This window comes from Nocardia sp. NPDC003183, from assembly GCF_053590715.1.
Map to the genome: position 1 here is coordinate 198,054 of NZ_JBSFTG010000001.1, position 21,666 is coordinate 219,719.

At 66.7% G+C, this 21,666-nt stretch carries 22 protein-coding genes; 14 read left to right on the forward strand and 8 right to left on the reverse strand.

Annotated features, from left to right (window positions below; genetic code table 11):
* Positions 1-39 precede the first annotated feature (39 nt).
* The gene (locus ACWDXS_RS00835; protein ID WP_449960622.1) at positions 40-2,151 is read right to left on the reverse strand and encodes an acyltransferase family protein; all 2,112 of its coding nucleotides are present in this window, start codon (positions 2,149-2,151) and stop codon (positions 40-42) included.
* A gap of 280 nt (positions 2,152-2,431) precedes the next feature.
* On the opposite strand from ACWDXS_RS00835, the gene ACWDXS_RS00840 reads away from it, so the two are divergent.
* Together ACWDXS_RS00840 and ACWDXS_RS00845 are read left to right on the forward strand one after the other, a co-directional pair.
* On the forward strand, positions 2,432-3,022 hold the full coding sequence (locus ACWDXS_RS00840; RefSeq protein WP_449960625.1) for a hypothetical protein: 591 nt from the start codon (positions 2,432-2,434) through the stop codon (positions 3,020-3,022).
* A 143-nt stretch (positions 3,023-3,165) separates the two neighbouring features.
* Entirely contained in the window at positions 3,166-3,726 is a 561-nt protein-coding gene (locus tag ACWDXS_RS00845) for a hypothetical protein (RefSeq protein ID WP_378989611.1), read from the forward strand.
* 333 nt (positions 3,727-4,059) lie between these two features.
* Here ACWDXS_RS00845 and ACWDXS_RS00850 read toward each other — a convergent pair whose 3' ends face one another.
* Complete coding sequence (locus ACWDXS_RS00850; RefSeq protein ID WP_378989612.1) at positions 4,060-4,671, reverse strand: hypothetical protein; 612 nt, start codon at positions 4,669-4,671, stop codon at positions 4,060-4,062.
* 299 nt (positions 4,672-4,970) lie between these two features.
* On the opposite strand from ACWDXS_RS00850, the gene ACWDXS_RS00855 reads away from it, so the two are divergent.
* The 3 genes from ACWDXS_RS00855 (at position 4,971) to ACWDXS_RS00865 (ending at position 6,936) form a co-directional block, all read left to right on the forward strand.
* Positions 4,971-5,591: an LppU/SCO3897 family protein gene (locus ACWDXS_RS00855; protein WP_449960630.1), complete on the forward strand. Its 621-nt coding sequence runs from the start codon at positions 4,971-4,973 to the stop codon at positions 5,589-5,591.
* Positions 5,592-5,742: 151 nt separating this feature from the next.
* Positions 5,743-6,186: an RDD family protein gene (locus ACWDXS_RS00860; protein WP_387446801.1), complete on the forward strand. Its 444-nt coding sequence runs from the start codon at positions 5,743-5,745 to the stop codon at positions 6,184-6,186.
* A 99-nt stretch (positions 6,187-6,285) separates the two neighbouring features.
* The gene (locus ACWDXS_RS00865) at positions 6,286-6,936 is read left to right on the forward strand and encodes a zinc ribbon domain-containing protein (RefSeq protein WP_379312808.1); all 651 of its coding nucleotides are present in this window, start codon (positions 6,286-6,288) and stop codon (positions 6,934-6,936) included.
* A 46-nt stretch (positions 6,937-6,982) separates the two neighbouring features.
* Here ACWDXS_RS00865 and ACWDXS_RS00870 read toward each other — a convergent pair whose 3' ends face one another.
* Positions 6,983-7,780, reverse strand: coding sequence for an EI24 domain-containing protein (locus tag ACWDXS_RS00870; protein WP_449960634.1), 798 nt, complete (start codon positions 7,778-7,780; stop codon positions 6,983-6,985).
* A gap of 127 nt (positions 7,781-7,907) precedes the next feature.
* Here ACWDXS_RS00870 and ACWDXS_RS00875 point away from each other — a divergent pair, with 127 nt between their 5' ends.
* On the forward strand, positions 7,908-9,125 hold the full coding sequence (locus ACWDXS_RS00875) for a TerD family protein (RefSeq protein WP_449960637.1): 1,218 nt from the start codon (positions 7,908-7,910) through the stop codon (positions 9,123-9,125).
* Positions 9,126-9,176: 51 nt separating this feature from the next.
* On the opposite strand, the gene ACWDXS_RS00880 is transcribed toward ACWDXS_RS00875, so the two are convergent.
* Positions 9,177-9,545, reverse strand: a complete 369-nt coding sequence (locus tag ACWDXS_RS00880; RefSeq protein ID WP_378989618.1) for a VOC family protein — start codon at positions 9,543-9,545, stop codon at positions 9,177-9,179.
* 62 nt (positions 9,546-9,607) lie between these two features.
* Here ACWDXS_RS00880 and ACWDXS_RS00885 point away from each other — a divergent pair, with 62 nt between their 5' ends.
* Both ACWDXS_RS00885 and ACWDXS_RS00890 read left to right on the forward strand, forming a co-directional pair.
* On the forward strand, positions 9,608-10,060 hold the full coding sequence (locus ACWDXS_RS00885) for a MarR family winged helix-turn-helix transcriptional regulator (protein WP_449960640.1): 453 nt from the start codon (positions 9,608-9,610) through the stop codon (positions 10,058-10,060).
* A gap of 31 nt (positions 10,061-10,091) precedes the next feature.
* On the forward strand, positions 10,092-10,676 hold the full coding sequence (locus ACWDXS_RS00890) for a QsdR family transcriptional regulator (RefSeq protein WP_379312804.1): 585 nt from the start codon (positions 10,092-10,094) through the stop codon (positions 10,674-10,676).
* Here the strand turns inward: ACWDXS_RS00890 and ACWDXS_RS00895 are convergent.
* Positions 10,673-11,272 carry a TetR/AcrR family transcriptional regulator gene (locus ACWDXS_RS00895; RefSeq protein ID WP_449960644.1) on the reverse strand — a complete coding sequence of 200 codons (600 nt, stop codon included), beginning with the start codon at positions 11,270-11,272 and terminating at the stop codon, positions 10,673-10,675. The two genes, ACWDXS_RS00890 and ACWDXS_RS00895, sit on opposite strands and share 4 nt — an antisense overlap.
* Positions 11,273-11,329: 57 nt before the next feature.
* Here ACWDXS_RS00895 and ACWDXS_RS00900 point away from each other — a divergent pair, with 57 nt between their 5' ends.
* The 5 genes from ACWDXS_RS00900 to ACWDXS_RS00920 all read left to right on the forward strand — a co-directional run bounded on the left by ACWDXS_RS00900 (position 11,330) and on the right by ACWDXS_RS00920 (position 18,199).
* Positions 11,330-12,493 (forward strand): acyl-CoA dehydrogenase family protein, encoded by a 1,164-nt coding sequence (locus ACWDXS_RS00900; protein WP_449960647.1) that lies wholly within the window; start codon positions 11,330-11,332, stop codon positions 12,491-12,493.
* Between the two features lie 9 nt (positions 12,494-12,502).
* Positions 12,503-13,630: an acyl-CoA dehydrogenase family protein gene (locus ACWDXS_RS00905; RefSeq protein ID WP_387446812.1), complete on the forward strand. Its 1,128-nt coding sequence runs from the start codon at positions 12,503-12,505 to the stop codon at positions 13,628-13,630.
* The gene (locus ACWDXS_RS00910) at positions 13,630-14,754 is read left to right on the forward strand and encodes an alcohol dehydrogenase catalytic domain-containing protein (RefSeq protein WP_449960650.1); all 1,125 of its coding nucleotides are present in this window, start codon (positions 13,630-13,632) and stop codon (positions 14,752-14,754) included. The genes ACWDXS_RS00905 and ACWDXS_RS00910 overlap by 1 nt, the downstream gene beginning before the upstream one ends.
* Positions 14,751-16,193, forward strand: coding sequence for an NAD-dependent succinate-semialdehyde dehydrogenase (locus ACWDXS_RS00915; RefSeq protein WP_449960653.1), 1,443 nt, complete (start codon positions 14,751-14,753; stop codon positions 16,191-16,193). The genes ACWDXS_RS00910 and ACWDXS_RS00915 overlap by 4 nt, the downstream gene beginning before the upstream one ends.
* A gap of 101 nt (positions 16,194-16,294) precedes the next feature.
* On the forward strand, positions 16,295-18,199 hold the full coding sequence (locus ACWDXS_RS00920) for an alkyl/aryl-sulfatase (protein WP_449960655.1): 1,905 nt from the start codon (positions 16,295-16,297) through the stop codon (positions 18,197-18,199).
* A 137-nt stretch (positions 18,200-18,336) separates the two neighbouring features.
* On the opposite strand, the gene ACWDXS_RS00925 is transcribed toward ACWDXS_RS00920, so the two are convergent.
* Positions 18,337-18,792, reverse strand: coding sequence for an NUDIX hydrolase (locus ACWDXS_RS00925; RefSeq protein ID WP_378989627.1), 456 nt, complete (start codon positions 18,790-18,792; stop codon positions 18,337-18,339).
* 439 nt (positions 18,793-19,231) lie between these two features.
* Here ACWDXS_RS00925 and ACWDXS_RS00930 point away from each other — a divergent pair, with 439 nt between their 5' ends.
* On the forward strand, positions 19,232-20,266 hold the full coding sequence (locus ACWDXS_RS00930; protein WP_387446818.1) for an alpha/beta hydrolase family protein: 1,035 nt from the start codon (positions 19,232-19,234) through the stop codon (positions 20,264-20,266).
* 48 nt (positions 20,267-20,314) lie between these two features.
* On the opposite strand, the gene ACWDXS_RS00935 is transcribed toward ACWDXS_RS00930, so the two are convergent.
* Complete coding sequence (locus ACWDXS_RS00935; protein ID WP_378660098.1) at positions 20,315-20,728, reverse strand: nuclear transport factor 2 family protein; 414 nt, start codon at positions 20,726-20,728, stop codon at positions 20,315-20,317.
* Entirely contained in the window at positions 20,725-21,660 is a 936-nt protein-coding gene (locus ACWDXS_RS00940) for an NAD-dependent epimerase/dehydratase family protein (RefSeq protein ID WP_449960660.1), read from the reverse strand. Before ACWDXS_RS00940 ends, ACWDXS_RS00935 begins: the two co-directional genes overlap by 4 nt.
* Positions 21,661-21,666: the final 6 nt, after the last annotated feature.

Consider the following 21,666-nt stretch of genomic DNA (forward strand, 5'->3'; position numbering starts at 1 on the left):
TCAGCGACGAGATGGGGCGGTCGGATCCAGCGGCGTTCCTCACCACCACCCGAGTATCGGTTGCAGCTCCCGTCCGAGTGGTCCGGCCAGGGATCGGGAGTAGCTCGCGGTCAGGTGGTGTTCGTCGTGATAGATCAGGATGTTGCCTTCGGCTACCGCGCAGAGCGTGGGTTCGCAGACCGCGTCCGTCAGGTCGATCGGGAAGACACTGGGAAACGCCGAGGCCGGTTCCAGTCCTGGGTTGACCGGGTCGAGCGCGTCCTCGCGGCGCATGCCGCAGCTGGTTCGGTTCCCGCCGCCTGCCAAGCAATCGGTGGCCTTGTATCGGACGGTTCCGCGGCGCAGCCAGGGGGTGTCGCGGATGGCGACCACGTTGAGACCGCGGTCCGACAGTGCCGCCCAGACGTGGAGATAGTCGGCGGGCGTCTCGTCGCCGCCCTCGTCGCGGGGCCGGGTACCGGTGGTGAACACCCAGTCGGGGCGGTCGGCATCGAGGCGGTCGATCACTTCGGCCGACCAGTCCCGGCAGTCCGGGATGGGCTCGCCCTTGTAGGTGGCGTCGTCGGCGAGCGTGAGCGGGCAGCCCATCTTCAAGTACACCTGGATGCGGAACGAGTGTTCGGTGGCGAGCACCTGGAGCGCGGGCAGCCAGTGTTCGGCATGGGAGCTCCCGACCAGTGCCAGTGTTCGATCAGCATCCAGGTCGCCATAGGTACAGGTGACGACGTCGCGGGTGTCCCAGTCCGCGATACATCCGTCCGCCGTGGGCGGGGGGACTTCGGTGGGCGCGGCGAAGACGGTGGGTCGCATCGGCTCGTCGGGTGTCGCAGCGCCGGAGGCCAGCGCCTCCGCACCCGGGTACAGTGCCGGGTCGAGCTCCCCGGCCGCGACCGGTGGCTTGACCTGGACCACTGCGAACTGCCAACCGGCGGTGGCGGTGATGGTCGCCGCCAGCAACACCGCGACCGCGGACGCGGCGAGGTGCCGCGATCGTGCGTCCCCGGCATCGTTGCTGTCGGCTGGTGAAGTGCGCTGCCGCAGTGGCTGTTCGATCCAGCGGTGTGTCATCCAGGCCAGCACAACAGACAGCCCGATCACCCCGGTGCCGCCCACGAGACCGGCGTGGGTGTTCCCGCGTTCGGTGAGGAAGAAGATCAGGATCGGCCAGTGCCACAGGTACAGGGGATAGGCGATATCGCCGAGCCACCGCATGGCCGGATGCGCCAGTAGCCGGTTCGGCAACGGCCAGTCGGCGAACCGCAGCTGGGTCACCGAGAGGATCACCGCAGCCGTCGCGCAGACAGGGAGCAGGGCCGCGGGGCCGGGGAACCGGTTGGCGCCGTCGATGATGAGCCACCCGCACAGCACGACACCGAGAACACCGAACACCGACAGCGCGACGCGCACCTGTCGCCACAACATCAGCGTCGGCGCGACGACGGCGAGCCCGGCGCCGGCCAGCAACTCCCATCCACGGGCGAAGCTGTCGTAGTAGTTCCACCCCTGGTTCGTGGCGACGCCGTAGGCCGCGTAGACGAACGAGGCCACCGACACCGCGACCACGACAGCGCCGATGGTCGCGCGAATCCGACCAGGTCGTGAGAGCCGCGCGCACAACCAGGCGACAGCCGCGACCGTCAGCAGTGCGGCCAGATAGAACTGCCCCTGCACCGACATCGACCACAGATGTTGCAGCGGACTGACCGAAGGATCGGCGGCCAGGTAGTCCGACCAGGTCAGGGCGAGCTGCCAGTTCTGGTAGTAGAACAGCGAGGACAGAACCTGCGCCGCCGCCGTCGACCATTGCGTATACGGCAGCAACACCACCGTCGCGACGACAACCGCCGCCAACACGACCGTCATGGCCGGGACGAGCCGCCGCAGAGTGCGGCGCACGACCGACCGAGCCCAGAACGGCTCCGGCGACTCCGCTCGGCGCAGCAGCAAGCCCGTGAAGAAGAACCCCGAAAGCACCAGGAAGACGTCTACACCACCGGAAACACGACCGAACCACACATGAAAGACGACGACCAACGCGATCGCGAGACCCCGCAGCCCGTCCAGATCGAAGCGGTACTCCAACTCACGGTTGGTTCGCGTTGCCGTGCTGAGACGAGTCTGCTCGGTCGAATCGGCGTCAACATCGGTCACAGCCCCTGACACCGCCCCGCGGAGCTCACATCGGGTACAGGCGAGCCGGTTCTCCGGAGAACGGACGATGACGAGGACATGACAACTCTCCTACCACGGACGAAACCGCCAGGTCCATTCGCCGGCGCTGGCTTTGAGCCGGGGGCCATGCCATCGGGCGTCGATATTCGCGGCGATCGTGGTGGCGGTAGGTCGCCGAACGGATAGTGGTTCGGTAAACATGATCTGAATTCCACTCGGGCAGTTATGGTCTGGGTGCCGTCGTCATGAAGGGACGTCCATGGACACCACCGACCGAACGACACCCGATCAACACTCCTGGGTCCGCCGGAATCGGTGGATCGTCATCGCGAGCGCGGTCGGCGCGGTGATCGGGTTGACGTTGGCCGGCGGTGGCCTCCAGTACCTGAAACCGCTGTTCGGTATCGAGAGCGATTCGGTACGGTTGACCGAACCCGATGCCCTGCAGGGTCTTCCGCGCCTCGCCGGTCCCGAAATTCAGCGCGAGGCCGCGACTGTCAAGAGCACCTACGGTGCGGACGTCGACTCGGTGGTCGCCGCTTACGGCGCCTCCAGCGAGCAGCCCGAGCTGATGGTCCATGTGGTGGCCGCGTCTTTGAAGAACCCCGAGACCAACCTCGACCGGCTGTTGACCGACACGCTCGGCACCACGCCCCGAGACGTGACGAGGGTCGACGCGGGCCCGTTGGGCGGTATCGCCCAGTGCGCCACTGCCGAAACCGTTCAGGGCGCGACGGCCCTGTGCTCGTGGGTGGCCGACAACAGTTTCGGCAAGATCGTCTGGGTGGGCGCCTCACTAGCTGACGCGACGCGCGAATTCGCGCACATCCGGGGCCAGTTCGAGAGCTGATGTCCGGCCGAACTGCCAGTCGGCGCGCGAGTTCGGCCACAGCGTCATCTCCGCGCAGCGGTGGTCTACCGATCTTGTTGAGTCGACTCGGAACGTCGCTGGCTTCGTGCGACGGGTTACCGTCCAGCACTACGTTCGGCGGCGTGCCGTCGGCGTCGGTCAGAGCGATAGCTTTGGTTGTGCTTACGGTGATGATGAACGACCGAGCGACGAGGGTGCTCGGTGTTCGGGGCGGATTCGGCGGCCTGGACCCAGAGGAGGGCTTGGCGGCCGGTCTGCGGAAGAGGGTGGACGGTGGGATCGAATGCCGCGGCGAGGTGGTGTGCTGGGGTCCGGTTCCCGCGCACGCTGACAACGCGCCGGGGCAGGCCGTCGATCTGACCGGCTGGGAATGTACTCATACCAGCTTCCATCTCGAAGACTTTGTGCCCGTTGAGGCTACGTACGCCGAAGGGCCGATCGTCAGCGTCGACGCGCAGCGAACCCTGCTTCGGCAGGGGATCGCACTGGCGCGGGAGGTCGGGCGACTGGCTGGTGAACTAGACGCGTCGATTCCGCTGCGATGCATCATCGCGACCAACGAAACCAACGGTACGTTCCGGTTTCACAAGATCCGGCCCGATGAAAGCTGGCTGGCCGACGACCTCGACGGTTACAACGGTGAATGCATAGTTGCTATCGACTTTCCCTCGACTCACCCTTGATCTGTGAGCCTCTGTGCGTGGACGGCAGCGCGTTCGGGTTGGCGACAAACGACACGGCTGTGTGTACCCAATCCCGAAACAAGCCAAAGACCAACGCACGGCGTCCAGTACCCGGGTCCGCCACCCGTTTGGGTCGCTCTCCAGCACGGTGGCGTAGGTAAGTCACCTGTGCGGACACCGACGCGCTCCCGATGGTCGACGCGATCCGTCTACGCCTGTCCGATTGGCGCTCTGGTCAGTACCCGGCTATCCGTTGACCGGGTACCTGACCACAACGACTCGGCTGATCGGAACGCCCGGCCGCGGGATACCGCGGCCGGGAGCGTCGGTAGATCAGGGCTGGCCGCTGACGGCGGCGGTGACGGCGTCGAGGAAGGGCTGGCCGCCCATGGCGTAGCCGCCGGCGATGGCGCCCAGGACCAGGCCGACGGGGCCGGTGATGATGCTGAGGAAGCCGAAGCCGAGGACCGTGCCGATGAGGCCGCCGAGGATGCCGCCCGCGACGACGCCGACCACGTTGCGGTTGATCTCGTTGGTCAGCTGGGACATGGGGCTGATGGCCTGCATCTCGCCGATTCCGGTGGCGCTCGCCTGCGGGGCGAGGACGAGGTGATGGCCGTTGTCGGAGATCGTTTGCGCCACCCGCATCTCCTTGCCGGAGATCTGGTAGGTGAGCGGGATACGGGTGACGACGGCGCCGGAGTCGGCGACGAGGGTGACCGCGGTGTTGTCGTCGGTGGTGGTGAACGTTCCGCCGGCGACGGTGGTGGTCAGCACCCGGGAGAACTCGGTGAGGGTGGCCTCGTAGTGCACGGACTGGTCGACCCCGGCTGTGGTGACCTCAGGGCGCGGCGGTGCGACCGGCTGCGCGGCGGCGGTCCCCGCGGTGATCCAGACGGCGGCGCCGACCAGGAGCGTGGCAGCAGGGAAGTAACCGAGTTTCATCAGGGAATTCCTTTACGCATCACGAAAGTTTGCGCGGCAAAACGGCGCGCCGCTGCTCGGGGCGCGAACCGTGTTGTCCGCCAGTGAGATCGGGCAGACAATAGCATCCTTTTCCGGCTGTCGGTGAACCGTGTCGAATTGGGCGGTGGACCAGTGTTTAGCATTGTTAAAAGACGCAGATTCACAATTCGACACGTTCGTGTGTGCCGTGTAAGAACTGTCAGGCGAGTGGGACGTCGGTCGGGGATGTCCAGCGGATGAGTAGGACAACACAGATGGCACGTCGAAGAAACCTAGCCATGCTCGGCGTGTCCATAGGGGCGGTGTTTGCCCTGGCAGGTGCGTTCTACCTGGCGCTTTCGGTCGTCGTGGGGTTCGCAGCCGAGGAGCCCGACGGGCCTGAGAATGCCTCCGCTGAAAAAACTTTGCCGAGCGAGGTTTCGGCAACTCAACCGCTGGGAACTATTACCGATGTTTCTGGCAGCGTCGTGTCGACTTTGACCAAATCCGCGACGCGGATTCCCTGGGTGGAACTGCGTGCCGGCGATTGTGTGGATTTGAATGCGAGTCCGGACGATATTCGCCAGGTCTCGTGCGGCGACATCAACTCCCGCTACAAGGTGACGGAATTGGCGTCGGTGGGCGGGCACTGCCCGGGCGACGTCGACCGCGCCCAACCTCGGACACTGCCCGGCGGCGTGGACCAAACCCTCTGCCTGGACATCGACTGGACCGTCGGGGAGTGCCTCGATATGGCGGGGGACGCGGCGAGGCACGTGGACTGCGCCGCCGACATCCCCGGTCGGGTCCGCGTCCTCGAGATCCGGCATGACACCACGGATGTGAACGTCTGCACGATCGGCGACCGCGGTGTCGTCTACGACCAGCGCCGCTACGTGGTGTGCGTCAGCACCCGCTGACGCGCCGGGATCGTCAGTCAGCCGTGCCGATGGTCGCGGCGGTCGGTCTCCGCGCTCGATGTGGCCTCGATCCGACTGACCGGCTCCTGCCCATTCGCTGTGTGTGAGATCCTCGGTGTACCACCGTGACTGGTGTATTCGAGGAGGAACCATGACCAACGCAGTCGGCATCACTCCCGCTGGAATCGGACGTCGGGCAGGGGCCAGGTTCATCGACTGGATCATCGCCGGAATCGTCGGCGCCGTGCTGTTCTGGATCCTCGAGCGAGTCACCGATCTCCCCAGCTGGATCGCGATCCTGCCCGGCGCCGGATTCGGGTTCCTGTACTTCGTCGTCTTCGAAGTGGCGACCGGATCGACCCCGGGCAAGAAGCTGCTCGGTCTGCACGTGAACGGCGCGGGCGGAGCGGTCAAGCCCGATCTCGTCGAATCGGTCAAACGCAACGCCTACATGCTGCTGAACCTGATTCCCTGGCTGGGCGGGCTGCTGTGGTTCGTCGCGGCCATCGGCATCGCGGTGACGGTGAGTTCGAGCCCGAGTAAACAGGGCTGGCACGACAAGTTCGCGGGTGGCACCCAGGTGGTCAAGGACTGATCCGGCCGTGGTGCGGTTGTGTTGCGTTCTTCGCGGCCCCCGGCGATAAGGAATCGGCGAACGCCGAAACTCCTGCGCCGGAAGAGGAACCGAACACACATGGCCGTACCGGTGGTCTTCACCAGCAACTGTTCCGACCAGTCCAACGACAACGGTTTCCAGTGGGAGTTCCGTTGCGAACGCTGCACCACCGTCCACCGGTCAGCGTTCCAGCAGAACTACCTGTCTCGGGGTCGCGGTGTGCTGCGCTCGATGCGTGATCTGCTCGGGGACCGAATCCCTCTCCTCCACAAAGTATCTTCGGCCGCGGACAGCTACTCCAACAGTTGGGGCGGCTCCGCGTCGAGCACCAAGGACGCTGCGTTCGCCAAGGCTGTCGATGAGGTAGCGCGCGAGTTCCGTCTGTGTGCGGGCTGTGGTTCGTGGACGTGTGCGCGGATCTGCTGGAACGACCATGTCGGACAGTGCACCAACTGCTCGCCGCAGGTGGGGCACCAGATCGCGCAAGCGCAGGCAGCCGCCCGCGGCGCGCAGATCCACCAGGCGGCTCAGCGTCAGGAGTGGGCGGGACAACACGACCTCGGTACTCCCGCGCGCGTCGCCTGCCCCACCTGCGCCGCGACCACCGACGGCGGCCGGTTCTGTCCATCCTGTGGCAGCGCACTCGACATCCGCATCGATTGCCAAGGTTGCGGTTCCCCTGTAGGTCCAGGCGCGTTGTTCTGCTCGAACTGCGGTCGCGCCAGATAGGCGCGGCGATCGGGGGCGCTCACGACATCGGCATGAGCGCCCTCGGTTATCGGGGCGGTGTCGTCATCGCTTCGCTGACCAGCGGTTTACCCTCCGCTCGGTTCTCCTCGCCGAGGCTGCGCACCAGCAGCGTCGCACCCGCGACGGCGCCGGGCATCAGCAGCACGGCCACGAACGGGATCAGGAAGACAAGGGCGAGTGGAACACCGAAGCCCCAGGCGAGCATGCGTCGTCCGCGCAAGACGGACAGTTGTTCGCGCAGTTCGACGCCGCGACGCTGCCATGCCACCGCGGTGAGTTCTTGGGCGAGGAAGAAGGCGGTCACGCCGATCCCGATCACCGGAACGACGGTCTGGCCGAGGACTGGGATGAACCCGAGAACGAACAACAGCACGGCCCAGGCCAGCACTCTGATCAGCAGGCGAACACTGTCGCGGGTCGATATCCACAGATCCCGCCCGAACCCGTTGCCCGATTCCGGCGCGGTGCCGTCCGCCGACTCCGACCTGTCGACCTGCTCGGACAGTCGCTCGTAGAACGGCTGCCCGATCACCAAGGTGATCGCGGTGAACGCCACGACCGCGACCAGGGCACCGAACCCGAACAACACCACGCCCAGCAACCCACGAAACAGCCCGCGCCACGGCGAGTTCCAGTCGTCGGCGAACGGCGACATCCATGCGGTGAAATCCCCGACACCGAACGCCGCAGCGGTGAACACCGCGACGTAGAGGATCAACGTGACCAGGCCGGGCAACAGCCCGAAGCCGAACCAGCGACCGTGGCTCGCGACCCACCGCTGCCCGCTCCACAAGTAACCGAACCCTGTCCCCAGTTCATGCATGGCCGTAGCCTATCCGCGATCGATCGACCCCTCTGTGGTGTTGTGGGCGTTGAGCTTTCACGCCCTGGTACGAAATGATTTCTCGTACAGTGGAACCAAGCATTCCTCGGGGGTGAGAGGCGCAACGGTGTCGACGAGTCTGTCGAAAGGGCAGAACAGCCCGCTGACCGTCCACGATGTCGTGGTCGCGGTGCAGATCGATGCGGCCGCGGACCTGTCGGCGCTACTGGTCACCGACGCGGGCAAGGTTCGCTCGGACGCGGACTTCGTCTTCTACAACCAGCCGACAGGGCCCGGCGTTCGCCTGCAGCCGACCTCGTCGGGGCGACCGTCAGGGTTGACGGTTTCGCTGGATCAGGTCCCGGCCGATGTCGCCCAGATCCGGGTGGTGATCACCCTCGACGACGCGCGTGCCACGTTCGGACGGATTGCGGCCCCGTCGGTGTTCGTGACAGACGCATCCGGCATTCGGTTGCACGAGTACCGGATCGACGGGTTGACGACCGAGTCCATCGTGATCGCGGTCGAGTTCTACCGTCGCCAGGGCAGTTGGAAGGTTCGCGCGGTCGGACAGGGATACGCGGGCGGATTCGCCGCCTTGGTCACCGACCACGGCGTCGCGGTCGATGACCCTCCGCCGTCGGCCCGCCCCGCCACACCGGTCCCGAGCTATCCGCCGCCGCTTCCGGCGACTGCCGGTCACCCGCCACCGCCGCGCGCGACGCCACCGGTCGCCGCCGGTGAGGTCAGGCTGTCGAAGAATCGACCCGTCAGCCTGGCGAAAGGGCAGCGGGTCACGCTGCGCAAAGACGGTGGCGTCGCGTTGACCTTCATTCGGATGGGGTTGGGCTGGGATCCGATCCGGCGCGGCGGGCTGTTCGGGCGCCGTGCGATCGAGATCGACCTCGACGCCTGGGTGGCGATGTTCGCCGACCGAAATCTGGTCGACGTCGCCTATTACGGGCAGCTCGTGTCCAAAGACGGCTCGATCCGGCACCAGGGTGACAACCTCACCGGTGAGGGGGAGGGCGACGACGAGGTGATCCTGGTCGATCTGACCCGCGTCCCGGCTCACGTCACCACGTTGCTGTTCATCGTGACCTCGTACCAGGGACATACTTTCGAGAAGGTCGTCAACGCCTTCTGTCGCTTGGTGGACAACACGACCGACACCGAACTGGCCCGATACTCGCTGACCGGTGGGATGCGGTGCACCGCGATGGCCATGGCGAAGGTCTTTCGCGGCGACGGACACTGGCAGCTGCAAGCCCTCGGCGAGGGCTTCGATGCCAAGCATCCCGGTGAGGCGGTGCCCCTGCTCGGGCGATTCGTCACACGAGGATGACCTAGCTCCTGGGGTCGACAAGGGCCGCGGGAGCCGGTGATCGGCCGGCCGTCACGTGCGGTCGTGGAGAGTGACGTGATAGCCGTCGGGGTCGGCGAAGGTGAAGGTTCGGCCGAAGGGGCCGTCGATCGGTGCGGCGACGATGGTGTGACCGTCGGCGGCGAGAGCATCGTGAACGGCCTGGACATCTGTGGCGTGGAGCCAGATCGCGACACCGATGCCGGGCTGGGAAACGGCGGCGAGATCGGTGCCGGGAACGATGTCGCGCAGGGCGAACGCGATCGGTTTCGTCTCGAAGACGACGGCGTGCGGAGGACCGGTCGGTGAGCGGACGAGGCCGAGGTACTGCTCGTAGAACGCTTGGGAAGCGTCGAGGTCGCGTGTTTGCAGCGAGAGGAAGTCGGGGCCGGTGGCGGGCATGATGAACTCCTTCTAGTCGTGTCAGTATCCTGACACGAACCAATCTATGTCAGAATACTGACATGAGTCAAGACGGAGTAGATCTGGGGACGTCGCTGGGCTACCTGCTGAAAGAGGCGTCGAGCGCGCTCCGCATCGCCATGGAGGAAGTGCTGCGCCCGCTCGGGATGAGCGTGACGCACTACTCCTGCCTCGAGCTGCTGGCTCAGCGACCGGGCTTGTCGAACTCCGAGCTCGCGCGGGGCGCGTTCGTCACCCGGCAGACGATGAACGTGCTGCTCCAGACCCTGGAACGAGACGGCTATGTGACCAGGCCCGCGGCGGCGCCCGTCGGGAAGGTTCTTCCCACGCGGCTCACACCTCGCGGACGACGGAGTCTCGAGCAGGCCACCGTGGCGGTCCGGTCCGTCGAGGTCAGAATGCTGGCCGGCATGACCGAGGCCGAGCAGTCGGGCGCGTTCCGGATCCTGCGGAGCATGATCGGTTCTCTGCGCGAGGACAGCGACGGCGCATAGTCCGTTCCCCGGCGCGCTCTATGCTGTCGGCGTGGCACGCACCGAAGGAACCCGAGCTCCCGGCCGCCCGGCCGCGGCGAGCCGTGACGACGTGCTGGATGCTGCCGTGCAGGTCTTCCTGGCGGGTCATCGAGTCGACGCGAATGCCATTGCCGCCCAACTCGGTCTGGGCCGCACCAGTATCTACCGGTGGTTCGGTTCCCGGGACGGGCTGCTCGGGGCCGCTTTGGCGCGCCAGCTCGAGCGCATGGTCGCCTACGCCGAACGGCGCAGCACCGCCACCGGCGGGGAACGGCTCGTGGAGATCCTCGACCGCGCCATTCACTGGCTGGTCGAAGACGGTTCGCTGCGCACCTACTTCGATCAGGAATCCACGTCGGCACTGCGCGTGATCACCCGCAGCGACGGGGTGGTGCACCCGGCGGCGGTCTCGATCGTGGAAGGTCTGCTCGAACGCGCCGAGGAGCAGGGCTATCAGCCGCCGATCGATCGCGCCACCCTCGCGTATGCCTTGGTCCGGCTGTGGGAGGCGTTCCTGTACAACGACGCGGTGGCCGGATTCCAGGGTGACGTGGAGCGGCTGAGTCGCGTCCAGGCTGCCCTGCTTCGGGCTTAGTCGCCACTGTCGCGCAGGCGTGAGCAGTACCACGCGGCAAGGGTGTCCAGCGCCGCCTGTCGCGATATCGGTTGCCGCAGGCGGTGCCATTCGTGTGCCGCCGCCAGGGTCGCGCCGATGAGTCCGGCGGCGAGGAGGCGGGTGCGCTGTGACCGATTTACGTACGGGTGCAGGTGAGTGGCCAGCGTGTCGACGAAATCCGCCAGTGCCCTGGCGATTCGGGACTCGACGGTGTGGTCGCCGACGGCCCCTGCTCCGAAAACCAGCTCCGATGTGGAATGCGGGCCGGACTCGACGATATCGAAGAGGACCGTCACGCAGTGCCGCACCTGGTCGACGTCTGAGGTCGCCGCGTCGTGGGCGTTGCGCAGCCTGTCCGCGACGTCGTCCAGATACTCCAGGATCACCGCGAGATAGAGCTCGCTCTTGGTGGAGAAGTGGCGGTAGAGAACGGGTTTGGTCACATCGGCGACGGCGCTCACGGTGTCCATCGTGGTGCCGTGATAGCCGTGCGCGGTGAACGTCGTCCGCGCGGCGGTGATGAGCCGACCGCGCTGCACGCTGCTGGATCGAGACGTTGCGAAGGAAGTGCTCATGTGCCGGGTCCCTACCTCCATTTGATACACGCAGAACTCTATGTAACATACTGGACCATGCAACTGGCCTTCACCGAGGACGAGCTCGCCTTCCGCGACGAGCTGCGAGCCTTCTTCCGCCGTGAGATTCCCGCGGACATCCGCGGGCGGAACCGACACATGCACGAGCTGAGCAAAGACGACTTCGTCACCACTCAGCGCATCCTCAACGCCGCCGGGCTGGCCGTACCCCACTGGCCCGTCGAGTGGGGTGGCCGGGACTGGTCGGCCGTGCAGCACCACATCTGGCATCACGAAATGCAGCTCGCCTCGGTGCCCGAGCCACTCACCTTCAACACGAACATGATCGGCCCGGTACTCGCCGAGTTCGGCTCGCCCGAGCTCAAGGCCCGATTCCTGCCCGCGACGGCGAATCTCGACATCTGGTGGTGCCAGGGCTTTTCCGAGCCCGACGCCGGCTCCGACCTGGCCTCGCTGCGCACCGTCGCGGTGCGCGACGGTGATCACTACGTGGTCAACGGGCAGAAGACCTGGACCACCGCCGCGCAGAGCGCGGACTGGATGTTCTGCCTGGTCCGCACCGATCCCACCGCGCCCAAGAAGCAGGCAGGCATCTCGATGGTGCTGTTTGCCATGGACACCCCCGGCGTGACGGTGCGGCCGATCGAGCTGATCGACGGCGGCTTCGAAGTCAACGAGGTGTTCCTGGAGAACGTGCGCGTCCCGGCCGATCAGCTGGTCGGCCAGGAGAACCACGGCTGGGCCTACGCCAAATTCCTGCTCGGCAACGAACGCACCGGCATTGCCGCGGTCGGGCAGACCGAGGTCCGCCTGGAGCTGGCGAAGGAATACGCCGCCCAGACCAGGCTCGGCACCGGCACGCTCCTCGACGACGCGACCTTCGCCGCCCGGATCGCCGATCTCGACAACGAACTGCTGGCACTCGAGCTGGTGCAGCTGCGGGTCGCGGCGAGTTCGAGTGGCGGCGCTCCCAACCCCGTCTCGTCGATCCTCAAACTGCGCGGTACCGAACTGCAGCAGGCCGTCACCGAACTGCTCGTCGATATCGCGGGCCCCGCTGCCGTCGCCCGGGTGGGGGAGACCGACGACTGGGCGCGTCGCACCATCGCCGGATACCTGAACTACCGCAAGACTTCCATCTACGGAGGATCGAACGAAGTGCAGCGCACCATCATTGCCTCGACGATCCTCGGACTGTGAGTAACCGCCATGGATTTCACCTTCACCCCTGAGCAGACCCTGCTGCGCGACACAGTGCGCAGCGTGCTGACCCGCCACTACACTCCCGGACGCCGCGCGGAGGTGATCGCCGATGTTCCCGGCTGGGATCCGAAGGTGTGGGCGGACTTCGCCGAGGTCGGTCTGCTCGGGCTGACCGTGTCCGTCGAGGACGGCGGCGTCGGCGGCGGCCCGATCGAAACGATGCTCGCGCTGGAGGAAATCGGCCGCACCCTGGCGCCGGAACCGATCTTCGACTGCGCCCTGCTACCCGCCCTCGTGATCGGCCGGGCGGGCACGGCAGACCAGCGTGCGTCCCTGCTGCCCGGAATCGTCGACGGCGAGCAGCTGTTCGCCTTCGCCCACGCCGAGCCCGGCGTCCGCTGGCCGGACACGCGTTCGGAAACCCTGGCCGTCGCCAACGGTGACCGGTGGACGCTGACCGGTCGCAAAAGTCCTGTGCCCTCGGGAGATCGGGCCGACCGGTTGATCGTCTCGGCCGTGGTACCCACCGGCGAGACCGCGTTGTTCCTGGTCGATGCCGAGGAGACGGCGGTCGTGCGCACCGCCTACCGCACCTACGACGGAGGTAGTGGCGCCGAGATCGAATTCCGTGGTGCGCCCGCCGAGTTGCTCGGCGCCGACCTCGACGCCGGTGCGATCATCGACGAAGCCGTGATCACGACGCAGGCCGCACTGGGCGCCGAAGCGGTCGGTGCGATGGCCGAGGCGTTGCGACTCACCACCGAGTATCTGAAGACCCGCAAGCAGTTCGGTGTCGCGCTGCGCACCTTCCAGGCTCTCACCCACCGGGCGGCGGACATGTACGTCGCGCTGGAACTGGCCCGCAGCATGAACCTGTACGCGGCGATGTCCTTGGCAGACGGCGTCATCGATCCGACGGTGGCTTCCCGTGCGAAACGGCGAATCGACCTCTCCGGCAAACACATCGGCCAGGAGGCTATACAGCTGCACGGCGGAATCGGCATGACCGCCGAATACCCGGTCGGGCACTACACCGCCCGGCTCACCACCATCGAACACACTCTGGGCGACACGAACGATCACCTGCGCTACCTGTCCGGTCCGCTGGGCGAGCACCGGAAAGCGAAGATCTGATGCGTATCCGTGGCGCGGTTCTCGACCACCCCGACCGGCCGCGGCCGTTCGCGTCGTCGCGCCCGATCGGGGTCTACGACCTCGAACTCGACGAGCCGGGCCCCACCGAGGTGCTGGTCAGGATCGAAGCGGCCGGTGTGTGCCATTCCGATCTCAGTGTGGTCGACGGCAATCGGGCACGGCCGCTGCCCATGCTGCTCGGCCACGAGGCGGCGGGCATCGTGGTGGCACTCGGCGACCAGGTCGACGATCTGGCAGTGGGCGACCGGGTGGTGATGTCGTTCCTGCCGCGGTGCGAGCGCTGTGCGGCGTGTGCCCGCGGCGGTGAGCTGCCCTGCACCGAAGGGACCCGGTCGAACACGGCAGGCGAGCTCCTGCACCACCCCGGCAGACTGACCAGGGCCGGCAGGCCCGTGCGTCATCACCTCGGCGTCTCCGGGTTCGCCACGCACGCGGTGATCGACCAGGCCTCGGTCGTCGCGGTCGGCCGCGACGTGCCGCCCGAGGTCGCGGCACTGTTGGGGTGCGCCGTCCTGACCGGCGGCGGCGCCGTGCTCAATGTCGCCGACCCGGGGCCAGAGGACGACCTGATGGTGGTGGGGCTGGGCGGCGTCGGCATGGCCGCGTTGCTCACCGCCTCCGCGATCGGGGTGCGGCGCATCGTGGCGGTCGACTGTCTGCCCGCCAAGCTCGCGGCCGCCCGCGACCTCGGTGCGACCGAAACCTGCACACCCGAACAGGTTGCGGCACAGGGGATCCGGGCGCGCTACGTGATCGAGTGCGCTGGTCACCCCGCCGCGTTCGAAACCGCCTTTCTGGCCACCGCTCCCGGTGGAACCACCGTCACCGTCGGTCTGCCCGCCCCGTCGGCCACTGTGACACTGTCACCCCTGATGTTCACCGCGGAAGCCCGCACCGTGGTCGGTAGCTACCTCGGCTCCGCGGTGCCGGCGCGCGATATCCCGCGCTACGAGCAGATGTGGCGGGCGGGCAGGCTGCCGGTCGAGAAACTGATCTCCGCCCGCATCGGCCTCGACGACCTCAACGAGGCGATGGATCAACTCGCCGACGGCGCGGCGGTGCGTCAGGTGATCGTCTTCGAACCCGACATGGAGCCACGATGACATCCACCCTTTCCGACCTCCCGGTCGCCCAGTTCATCGGCGGCGACTGGGTGCGCAGCGCGGCGACGATGCCGGTGCGCAACCCCGCCACCGGCGAAGAGGTCGCCACCGTCGCCGACGGTGACGACCGGACTGCCTCGGCCGCGCTGGACGCCGCGGTGGCCGCCCAGGACGACTGGGCGGCCGCCGATCCGCGCCACCGCAGTGACATCCTGCTGCGCGCGTTCCACCTGCTGCATGCCGACACCGAGCGCATCGCCCACACGATCAGCCTGGAAATGGGCAAACCGCTCGCCGAGGCACGCGGCGAAGTCGCCTACGGCGCCGAATTCCTGCGCTGGTTCGCCGAGGAAGCCACCCGTGGCAGCGGAGCGTACTTCCGCGCACCGAGTGGTGGCCGCCGCATCGCTGTCCGCACACAGCCGGTGGGACCGGTTTTCGCGATCACACCGTGGAATTTCCCCCTGGCCATGGTCACCCGCAAGGTGGCCCCCGCCCTCGCCGCCGGCTGCACTGTTGTTCTCAAGCCCGCGCCCCAAACCCCGCTCACCGCAGTGGCATTCATGCAGATCCTGGCGAAGGCAGGCGTGCCACCAGGGGTCGTCAACTGTGTCACCACCTCGCGCGCGCCGCTGGTGTCGGCGCGGATTCTCACCGACCGGCGGCTGCGCAAGCTCACCTTCACCGGCTCCACCGCCGTCGGCCGCACCCTGCTGACCCAAGCCGCGCAAGGAGTCCTGCGGGTTTCGATGGAACTCGGCGGCAACGCTGCCTTCGTCGTCTTGGACTCCGCCGACCTGGACAAGGCCGTCGACGGCGCGGTGCTCGCCAAACTGCGCAATGCGGGCCAGACCTGTGTCGCCGCCGACCGCTTCCTGGTCCACGAATCGCGGGCAGCGGAGTTCACCGACCGGTTCCTCGCCGCCGTTTCCGCGCTGCCGGTGGGCAACGGCCTCGACCGAGCCACCCGCATCGGACCCGTGATCGACGACGCGGCGGTACAGCGGATCACCGCGCTCGTCGACGAAGCGGTCAGCCAGGGCGCACGCCTGCACACCGTCGGAACCGACACCGCAGGATCCGGTTACTTCGTGCAACCGGCGGTCCTGACAGACGTCGACACCCGAACCCGGCTCTGGAATTCGGAGGTATTCGGCCCCGTCGCCGCGATCCGCACCTTCACAGACCCGGCCGAGGCCCTGCAACTGGCCAACGACACCGACTCTGGCCTGGCCGGGTACGTCTTCGGCGAAAACCTCGGCGACACCCTCGAATTCGCCGAGAGCCTGCAGACCGGCATGGTCGGTGTGAACACCGGCGCAATCTCCGATCCGGCCGCGCCCTTCGGCGGGATGAAATCGTCCGGACTGGGACGGGAGGGTGGCAGCACCGGGCTGGAGGAGTACCAGGAACTGCAGTACCTGGCCATCGACCGGTGACGTGCCGATCGGTGAGGTTCACCCAATTCGTGTGATGCGATCTCGGCGGTGCCGGACGATCGTCGATCCCGACGATTTCCGGACCCCGACAGGAGCGCTTCATGTGCGAGAAGCCGAAGCCCGCGAGCGCCGCGACAACGGATATCAACCACGCCGCGACGCAGCTCTACGACCTGGAGAACCGGGCCGACTTCGCCGATGCGCAGCGGGGGCTCATCGCTCCACTTCCGGGCACCGTGTACTCCGACGCCGATCCCCACCAGGTGGTCTTCGACCCCGCCGAGTTCGACTACCTCCGTGGTGACCCGCCGGTCCCGGACTCGGTGAACCCCAGCCTGTGGCGGCAATCGCAGCTCATCAGCATGGGCGGGCTGTTCGAGGTGACCAAGGGTGTCTACCAGGTCAGAGACAACGACATCGCGAACCTGACGGTGATCGAGGGCGAGGACGGCATCATCGTCATCGACTGCATGGCCGGTGTCGAATCCGCGCGGCAGGGCATGGACCTCATTCGTGAACACGTCACCGACAAACCCGTCGCGGCGGTGATCTACACCCATACCCATGTCGACCACTACGGCGGCGTGAAGGGGGTGGTCTCGGCAGAGGATGTGGCGTCGGGCAAAGTGCCGATCATCGCCCCGGGTCTGCAGTTCGACAAGTTCGCGATCGGTGAGAACGTCGTCGCCGGTAATGCCATGGCGCGCAGAAGCTTCTACGCTTTCGGCGCGCTGCTGCCGCCCGGTGAACGTGGGTTCGTCACCTGCGGTATCGGTATCGCGTCGACGAACGGGCCGTCGATCTCCTACATCTCACCCACCGACCTCATCACCGAATCCGGGCAGCGGCGCGAGATCGCGGGCGTCGAGTTCGAATTCCTCTACACCCCCGACACCGAGGCGCCGGAGGAGATGCACATCTGGATTCCGCAGTTGAAGGCGTTGACCTGCGCCGAGAATGCCAACCATGCCCTGCACAACATCCAGACGCTGCGCGGCGCCCGCACCCGCGACGCCCGCAACTTCGCCCGCTATCTCGACGAGACCTTGGAGCGGTGGGGCGACGACGTCGAGGTCCACTACGGCCCCCACACCTGGCCGGTCTGGGGCAACGAGAACGTCACCACCCTGCTGGAATCTCAGCGCGACACCTACAAGTTCATTCACGACCAGGCCCTGCGGTTGGCCAACAAGGGTTACACCCCGCTCGAGGCCGCCGAGGTGATCGAACTGCCCGACGAGCTGGGCCGGAACTGGGCCAACCGCGGCTACCACGGCACCCTGCACCACGACGTGCGCGCGGTGTACACCAAGGAACTCGGAATGTGGGACGGCGATCCGGTCTCGCTGCACCCCCACACGCCCGTGGACGCGGCGACTCGGTTCGTCGAATTCGCCGGCGCCGACAACATTCTCGCCGAGGGCGAGCGCGCGATCGCGACGGCCGACTACCGCTGGGCGGCCGAGATCCTGCACAAATTGGTGTTCGCCCAGCCCGACAACCAGCGAGCCAAAGACCTGCAAGCCGACGCCTACGAGCAGATGGGCTATCAGGCAGAGGGTCCGCAGTGGCGCGGGATCTTCCTCTCGGCCGCACTCGAACTGCGTGAGGGTACTCAGCCACCGCCGTATGTGATCGCCAGCCAGGACACCATCTTGGCCATGCCCATCGACATCCTGTTCGACTTCGTCGCGGTGCACATCATCGGCGAACGTGCCGCCGAGGTGGACCTGCGCCTCGATCTGGATTTCACCGATGCCGGTGAGCAATGGACGATGTGGGTTCGCCGCGGCGTGCTCAACGCACGCCGAGGCAAGTCCGACAACCCACAGGTAGCAGTGTCCGGACCGAAGCCGTTCCTGGTCTCGACACTGTTGAAGCCGGAGACTGCGGTCCCCCTCGCCGACAGCGGCAAGATCACGATCACGGGCGATCCGGCGGTCCTCAGCACCTTCGGCACGCTCCTCGACGAGTTCGATCCGGCTTTCCCGATCGTCACCCCCTGATCCGCCGTGAGAGGTCCGCGAACTGGTACCGACCCCGAACGGCTGGGGTCGGCTGCCGGCGGTGTCGATGAGTCGGCACAACCGGACCGGGGGCGACGAATTCCCGGACCTCGTTCAGTGACGCCGAGACCTGGATTTCATCCGAGGACGAGGTTGCGGTAGGTATCGAGGATGCCGCGGATCGACGATGTCACCGGCAGCTCACCATCGAGTGGTGCCCAGATGTAGCGGGCGTGCGCGGTGAGGTGGATCGGGTGTGTCGCGGCGACATCGACGGCGAAATGCAGACGGCGAACCGGGTGTGCGTCGGGGGACAGGTAGTCGAAATCCCCGACGTGGTGGCGGATGCCGGTGACCATCAGCCCAGTTTCCTCGAGCACGCCGCGGGCGACCGCCGCTGCGAGGGATTCTCCCGGCATCACCGTCGCACCGGGCAGCTTCAAGGGTGCCTTGATCGGACCGGTGTCGTGGCGCTCGAGAAGTAGTATCTGCCCGCCACGATCGATGATCGCGCCGACTCTCGGTGCGGTGCCGTCGATCGCGGCCCGGCGGGACAGATCTTCGAACTCCGACTCAGATACCGTAGGACTCACCGACTCTTCACTCCTACACCCACTCGATACCAACGGCCGGATTCGACGAACACAGCCGACTATTACGGTACTTGCCGGACGCCGCAGATGGACGCGAACCGGAGGGTAGCTTGAGTTGGCCACTGCTGCAGCGAAACTGGACAATTGACCGCTGTCCGGTCGATGCTGGGAACAGTCGAGCGGGCGAGGGACTTTCGGGGAGCCACATGGGGGCCTGTGTCCAATAAGGTGGGCACCGATACCGGATCCAGGGGTGGGGGTTGTATTGACAGGCAAAGGTTCCCGAGGTCTCGCGACCATCGCAGTGGCACTGTGCACAGCGGCCGCCACTGCCGTCGTGCCATCCTGCGCCATACCACCGGTGGCGCCGGGCGCACCTGTCGTGGTGTCACTGCCGGCGCCGACCGGGCCGAACACAGTCGGCGTCACCGAACTCCACGTGAGCGACTCTCGCCGCGCCGATCCCTGGACCGGTGCCACGCGCGAACTCCTCGTACAGATCTGGTACCCGGCGCAGCCCGCCGGTGACGCGGTCGCGGCGGCGTGGATGGCGCCCGGCGGCCGCTCAGCACAGGAGGCCTACCTCGCCGGCCTCGGGGTGCCCGAAGCTCGATGGTCCCTGGGGCCGAGCCACAGCTACCCGAACCGACCGGCTCGCGAAGCTGGTGGGCCGTTCCCGGTCCTGCTGAACTCTCCCGGCATGGGTGACGCCACCGGCTGGAGCACCGCGCAAGCCGAGGATCTCGCCAGCCACGGCTACGTCGTTGCCGCGATCAACCACACTCATGAGGCCTTCGCCGTCCACTTCCCTGATGGCCGGGTCGAGCACACGGTCGTTCCTCTCGATTCGCCCCAGGAAGTCCTGCGAGATCTTCTGGTCCCCACTCGGGTGGCCGACGCTCGTTTCGTCCTCGACGAACTCGCCGCTGCGACGACCGACCGGCAGTCGGCAGCGAGGTTGCCCGTCGGGCTGACCGAGCGACTCGACCTGTCCAATGTCGGAATGTTCGGGCATTCGCTCGGCGGATCGACCACAGTGCAGTCGCTGCACGACGAACCCAGGATTCGCGCCGGCGTCAACTTCGACGGGCCGATTCTGGGCTCGGTCGCTACCGACGGGACAGCCCAGCCAGTGCTGATGCTCGCCAGCGGCGCCTCGCCGTGGTACGGAAACGCAGGCTGGGAACCGAACTGGCCCAACAACTCCGGGGTGAAGATTCCCCAGCGCGTCGCGGACACCGAGCACATGTCCTTCAGCGACCAGCAAACGATCCTGCCCCAACTCACCGCCGCAGGACTACTGCCCGCCACCACAACAGCGAAGGCGGTCGGTGGGATCGACCCACAACGATCCATCGACCTGCAGCGCACCTCGCTACGCACATTCTTCGACGCAGTGTTCGGCCGCAGCGCTGGCGGCGTCGTCGAGGCGATCGACAACTTGGATCAACCCGAAGTCGCTGGACCTCGATAGCTACACGTGCCGTGACCGCGCCGTGGGCAGCCCACGGCGCGGTCGGTGTCAGCTTTCGATGGCGGCGTGGAAGGCCACGGTGTCGAAGATGTCTTCCATCCGGGTGGCTTTGCCGTGGCGCATGGTCCAGGAATGCAGGAACGGCAGGGTGGTGATCGTCCCGCTGCGGGCGGTGACCCGGCGGGTGCCCATGACGATGACGCGGTCGTTCTGTTCGATGAACTCGACCGGGTCGAGCGCCATGCCGCCGAGTACCGACGGAACATGGGCGAGGAACTGCTTGATTCCGTCGTGGCCGATCTTGGTTCCGCCGAGGCCGTACTTGTGCATGCCGTCCGGGTGGACCCATTCCACGTCGTCGTGCATGACGGACAGGATCTTGCCGACATCGCGCGTCGCGAAACCGTCGTAGGACGTGCGGATGGCCTCGATGTTCGGTGTCGTCACCTGTGCGCGGCTCATGACGGCGTCACCTGACGCACGTGCGCCGGGTGGTGCGCGGCGAGCGTGCGACGAATGCCGTCGCGCCAGTCGACCGTGCACGGGCCGGTGAGGGACCGGCGCAGTTCGGGATCGAACTGGTAGGTCTCACGGGTGACCTCGGCGGGGACGAGTTTCGCCTCGATACCGCTGAGCTCTTCGAGGTATCGCACACAGTCGGTGATACCCACCGATTCGTCACCACCCCAGTTGACGAGCCTGGCCGGCACCGACGCCGCGTTCCACAGGTCGGGAACATGGGCGACGAGGTCGTCGGTGTAGAGCAGCGAACACCAGTTCTGCCCCTCCAGCGGAACCGGAATCGGTTCCCCGGCCAGCATCCGCTGGAAATACAGCATCGGCACACCGCCGTATCCGCCGGGACCGTAGGCGATGTTGAGCCGGGCGATCGTGGTCGGCAGTTCGAGCACGTTGGCCATCGCCCGCACGGTGCCTTCGGCGGCGATCTTGCCGACCGGGTAGGTGGGCAGCCAGTCGGCGACGCCGTCGATCGGGTCGGATTCGCGATAGGCGTGGTCGAGGGTCTGCCGTTTGTAGAGCGCGCCGGTCGAGACGAACAGGAACGACTCGGCGGTGCGGCAATGTGTCATGAGCCGCGCACAGGCGGTGGCGTTGATGCCGAGCGCGTCCTCGAAATCGCTGCCGTCACCGCGATGGACCGCGGAGTGCAGTACGTGGGTGAAATCGGTGGGCAGCTGTTCGTAGCCCGCGGTGGTGGTGTCGTTCATGTCCCACTGACGCGTGATCACACCGACCTCGCGCAGTTCGGCTTCGACACCCGGTGTCCCGAAGCGGCCGAGACACCAGACCTCGTTGTGTGCGGCGAGCGCCTCGGCGACAGGTCTGGCGACCTGCCCGGTCCCGCCGGTGATCAGAATCTTCTTGCCGTGCAACGTGTT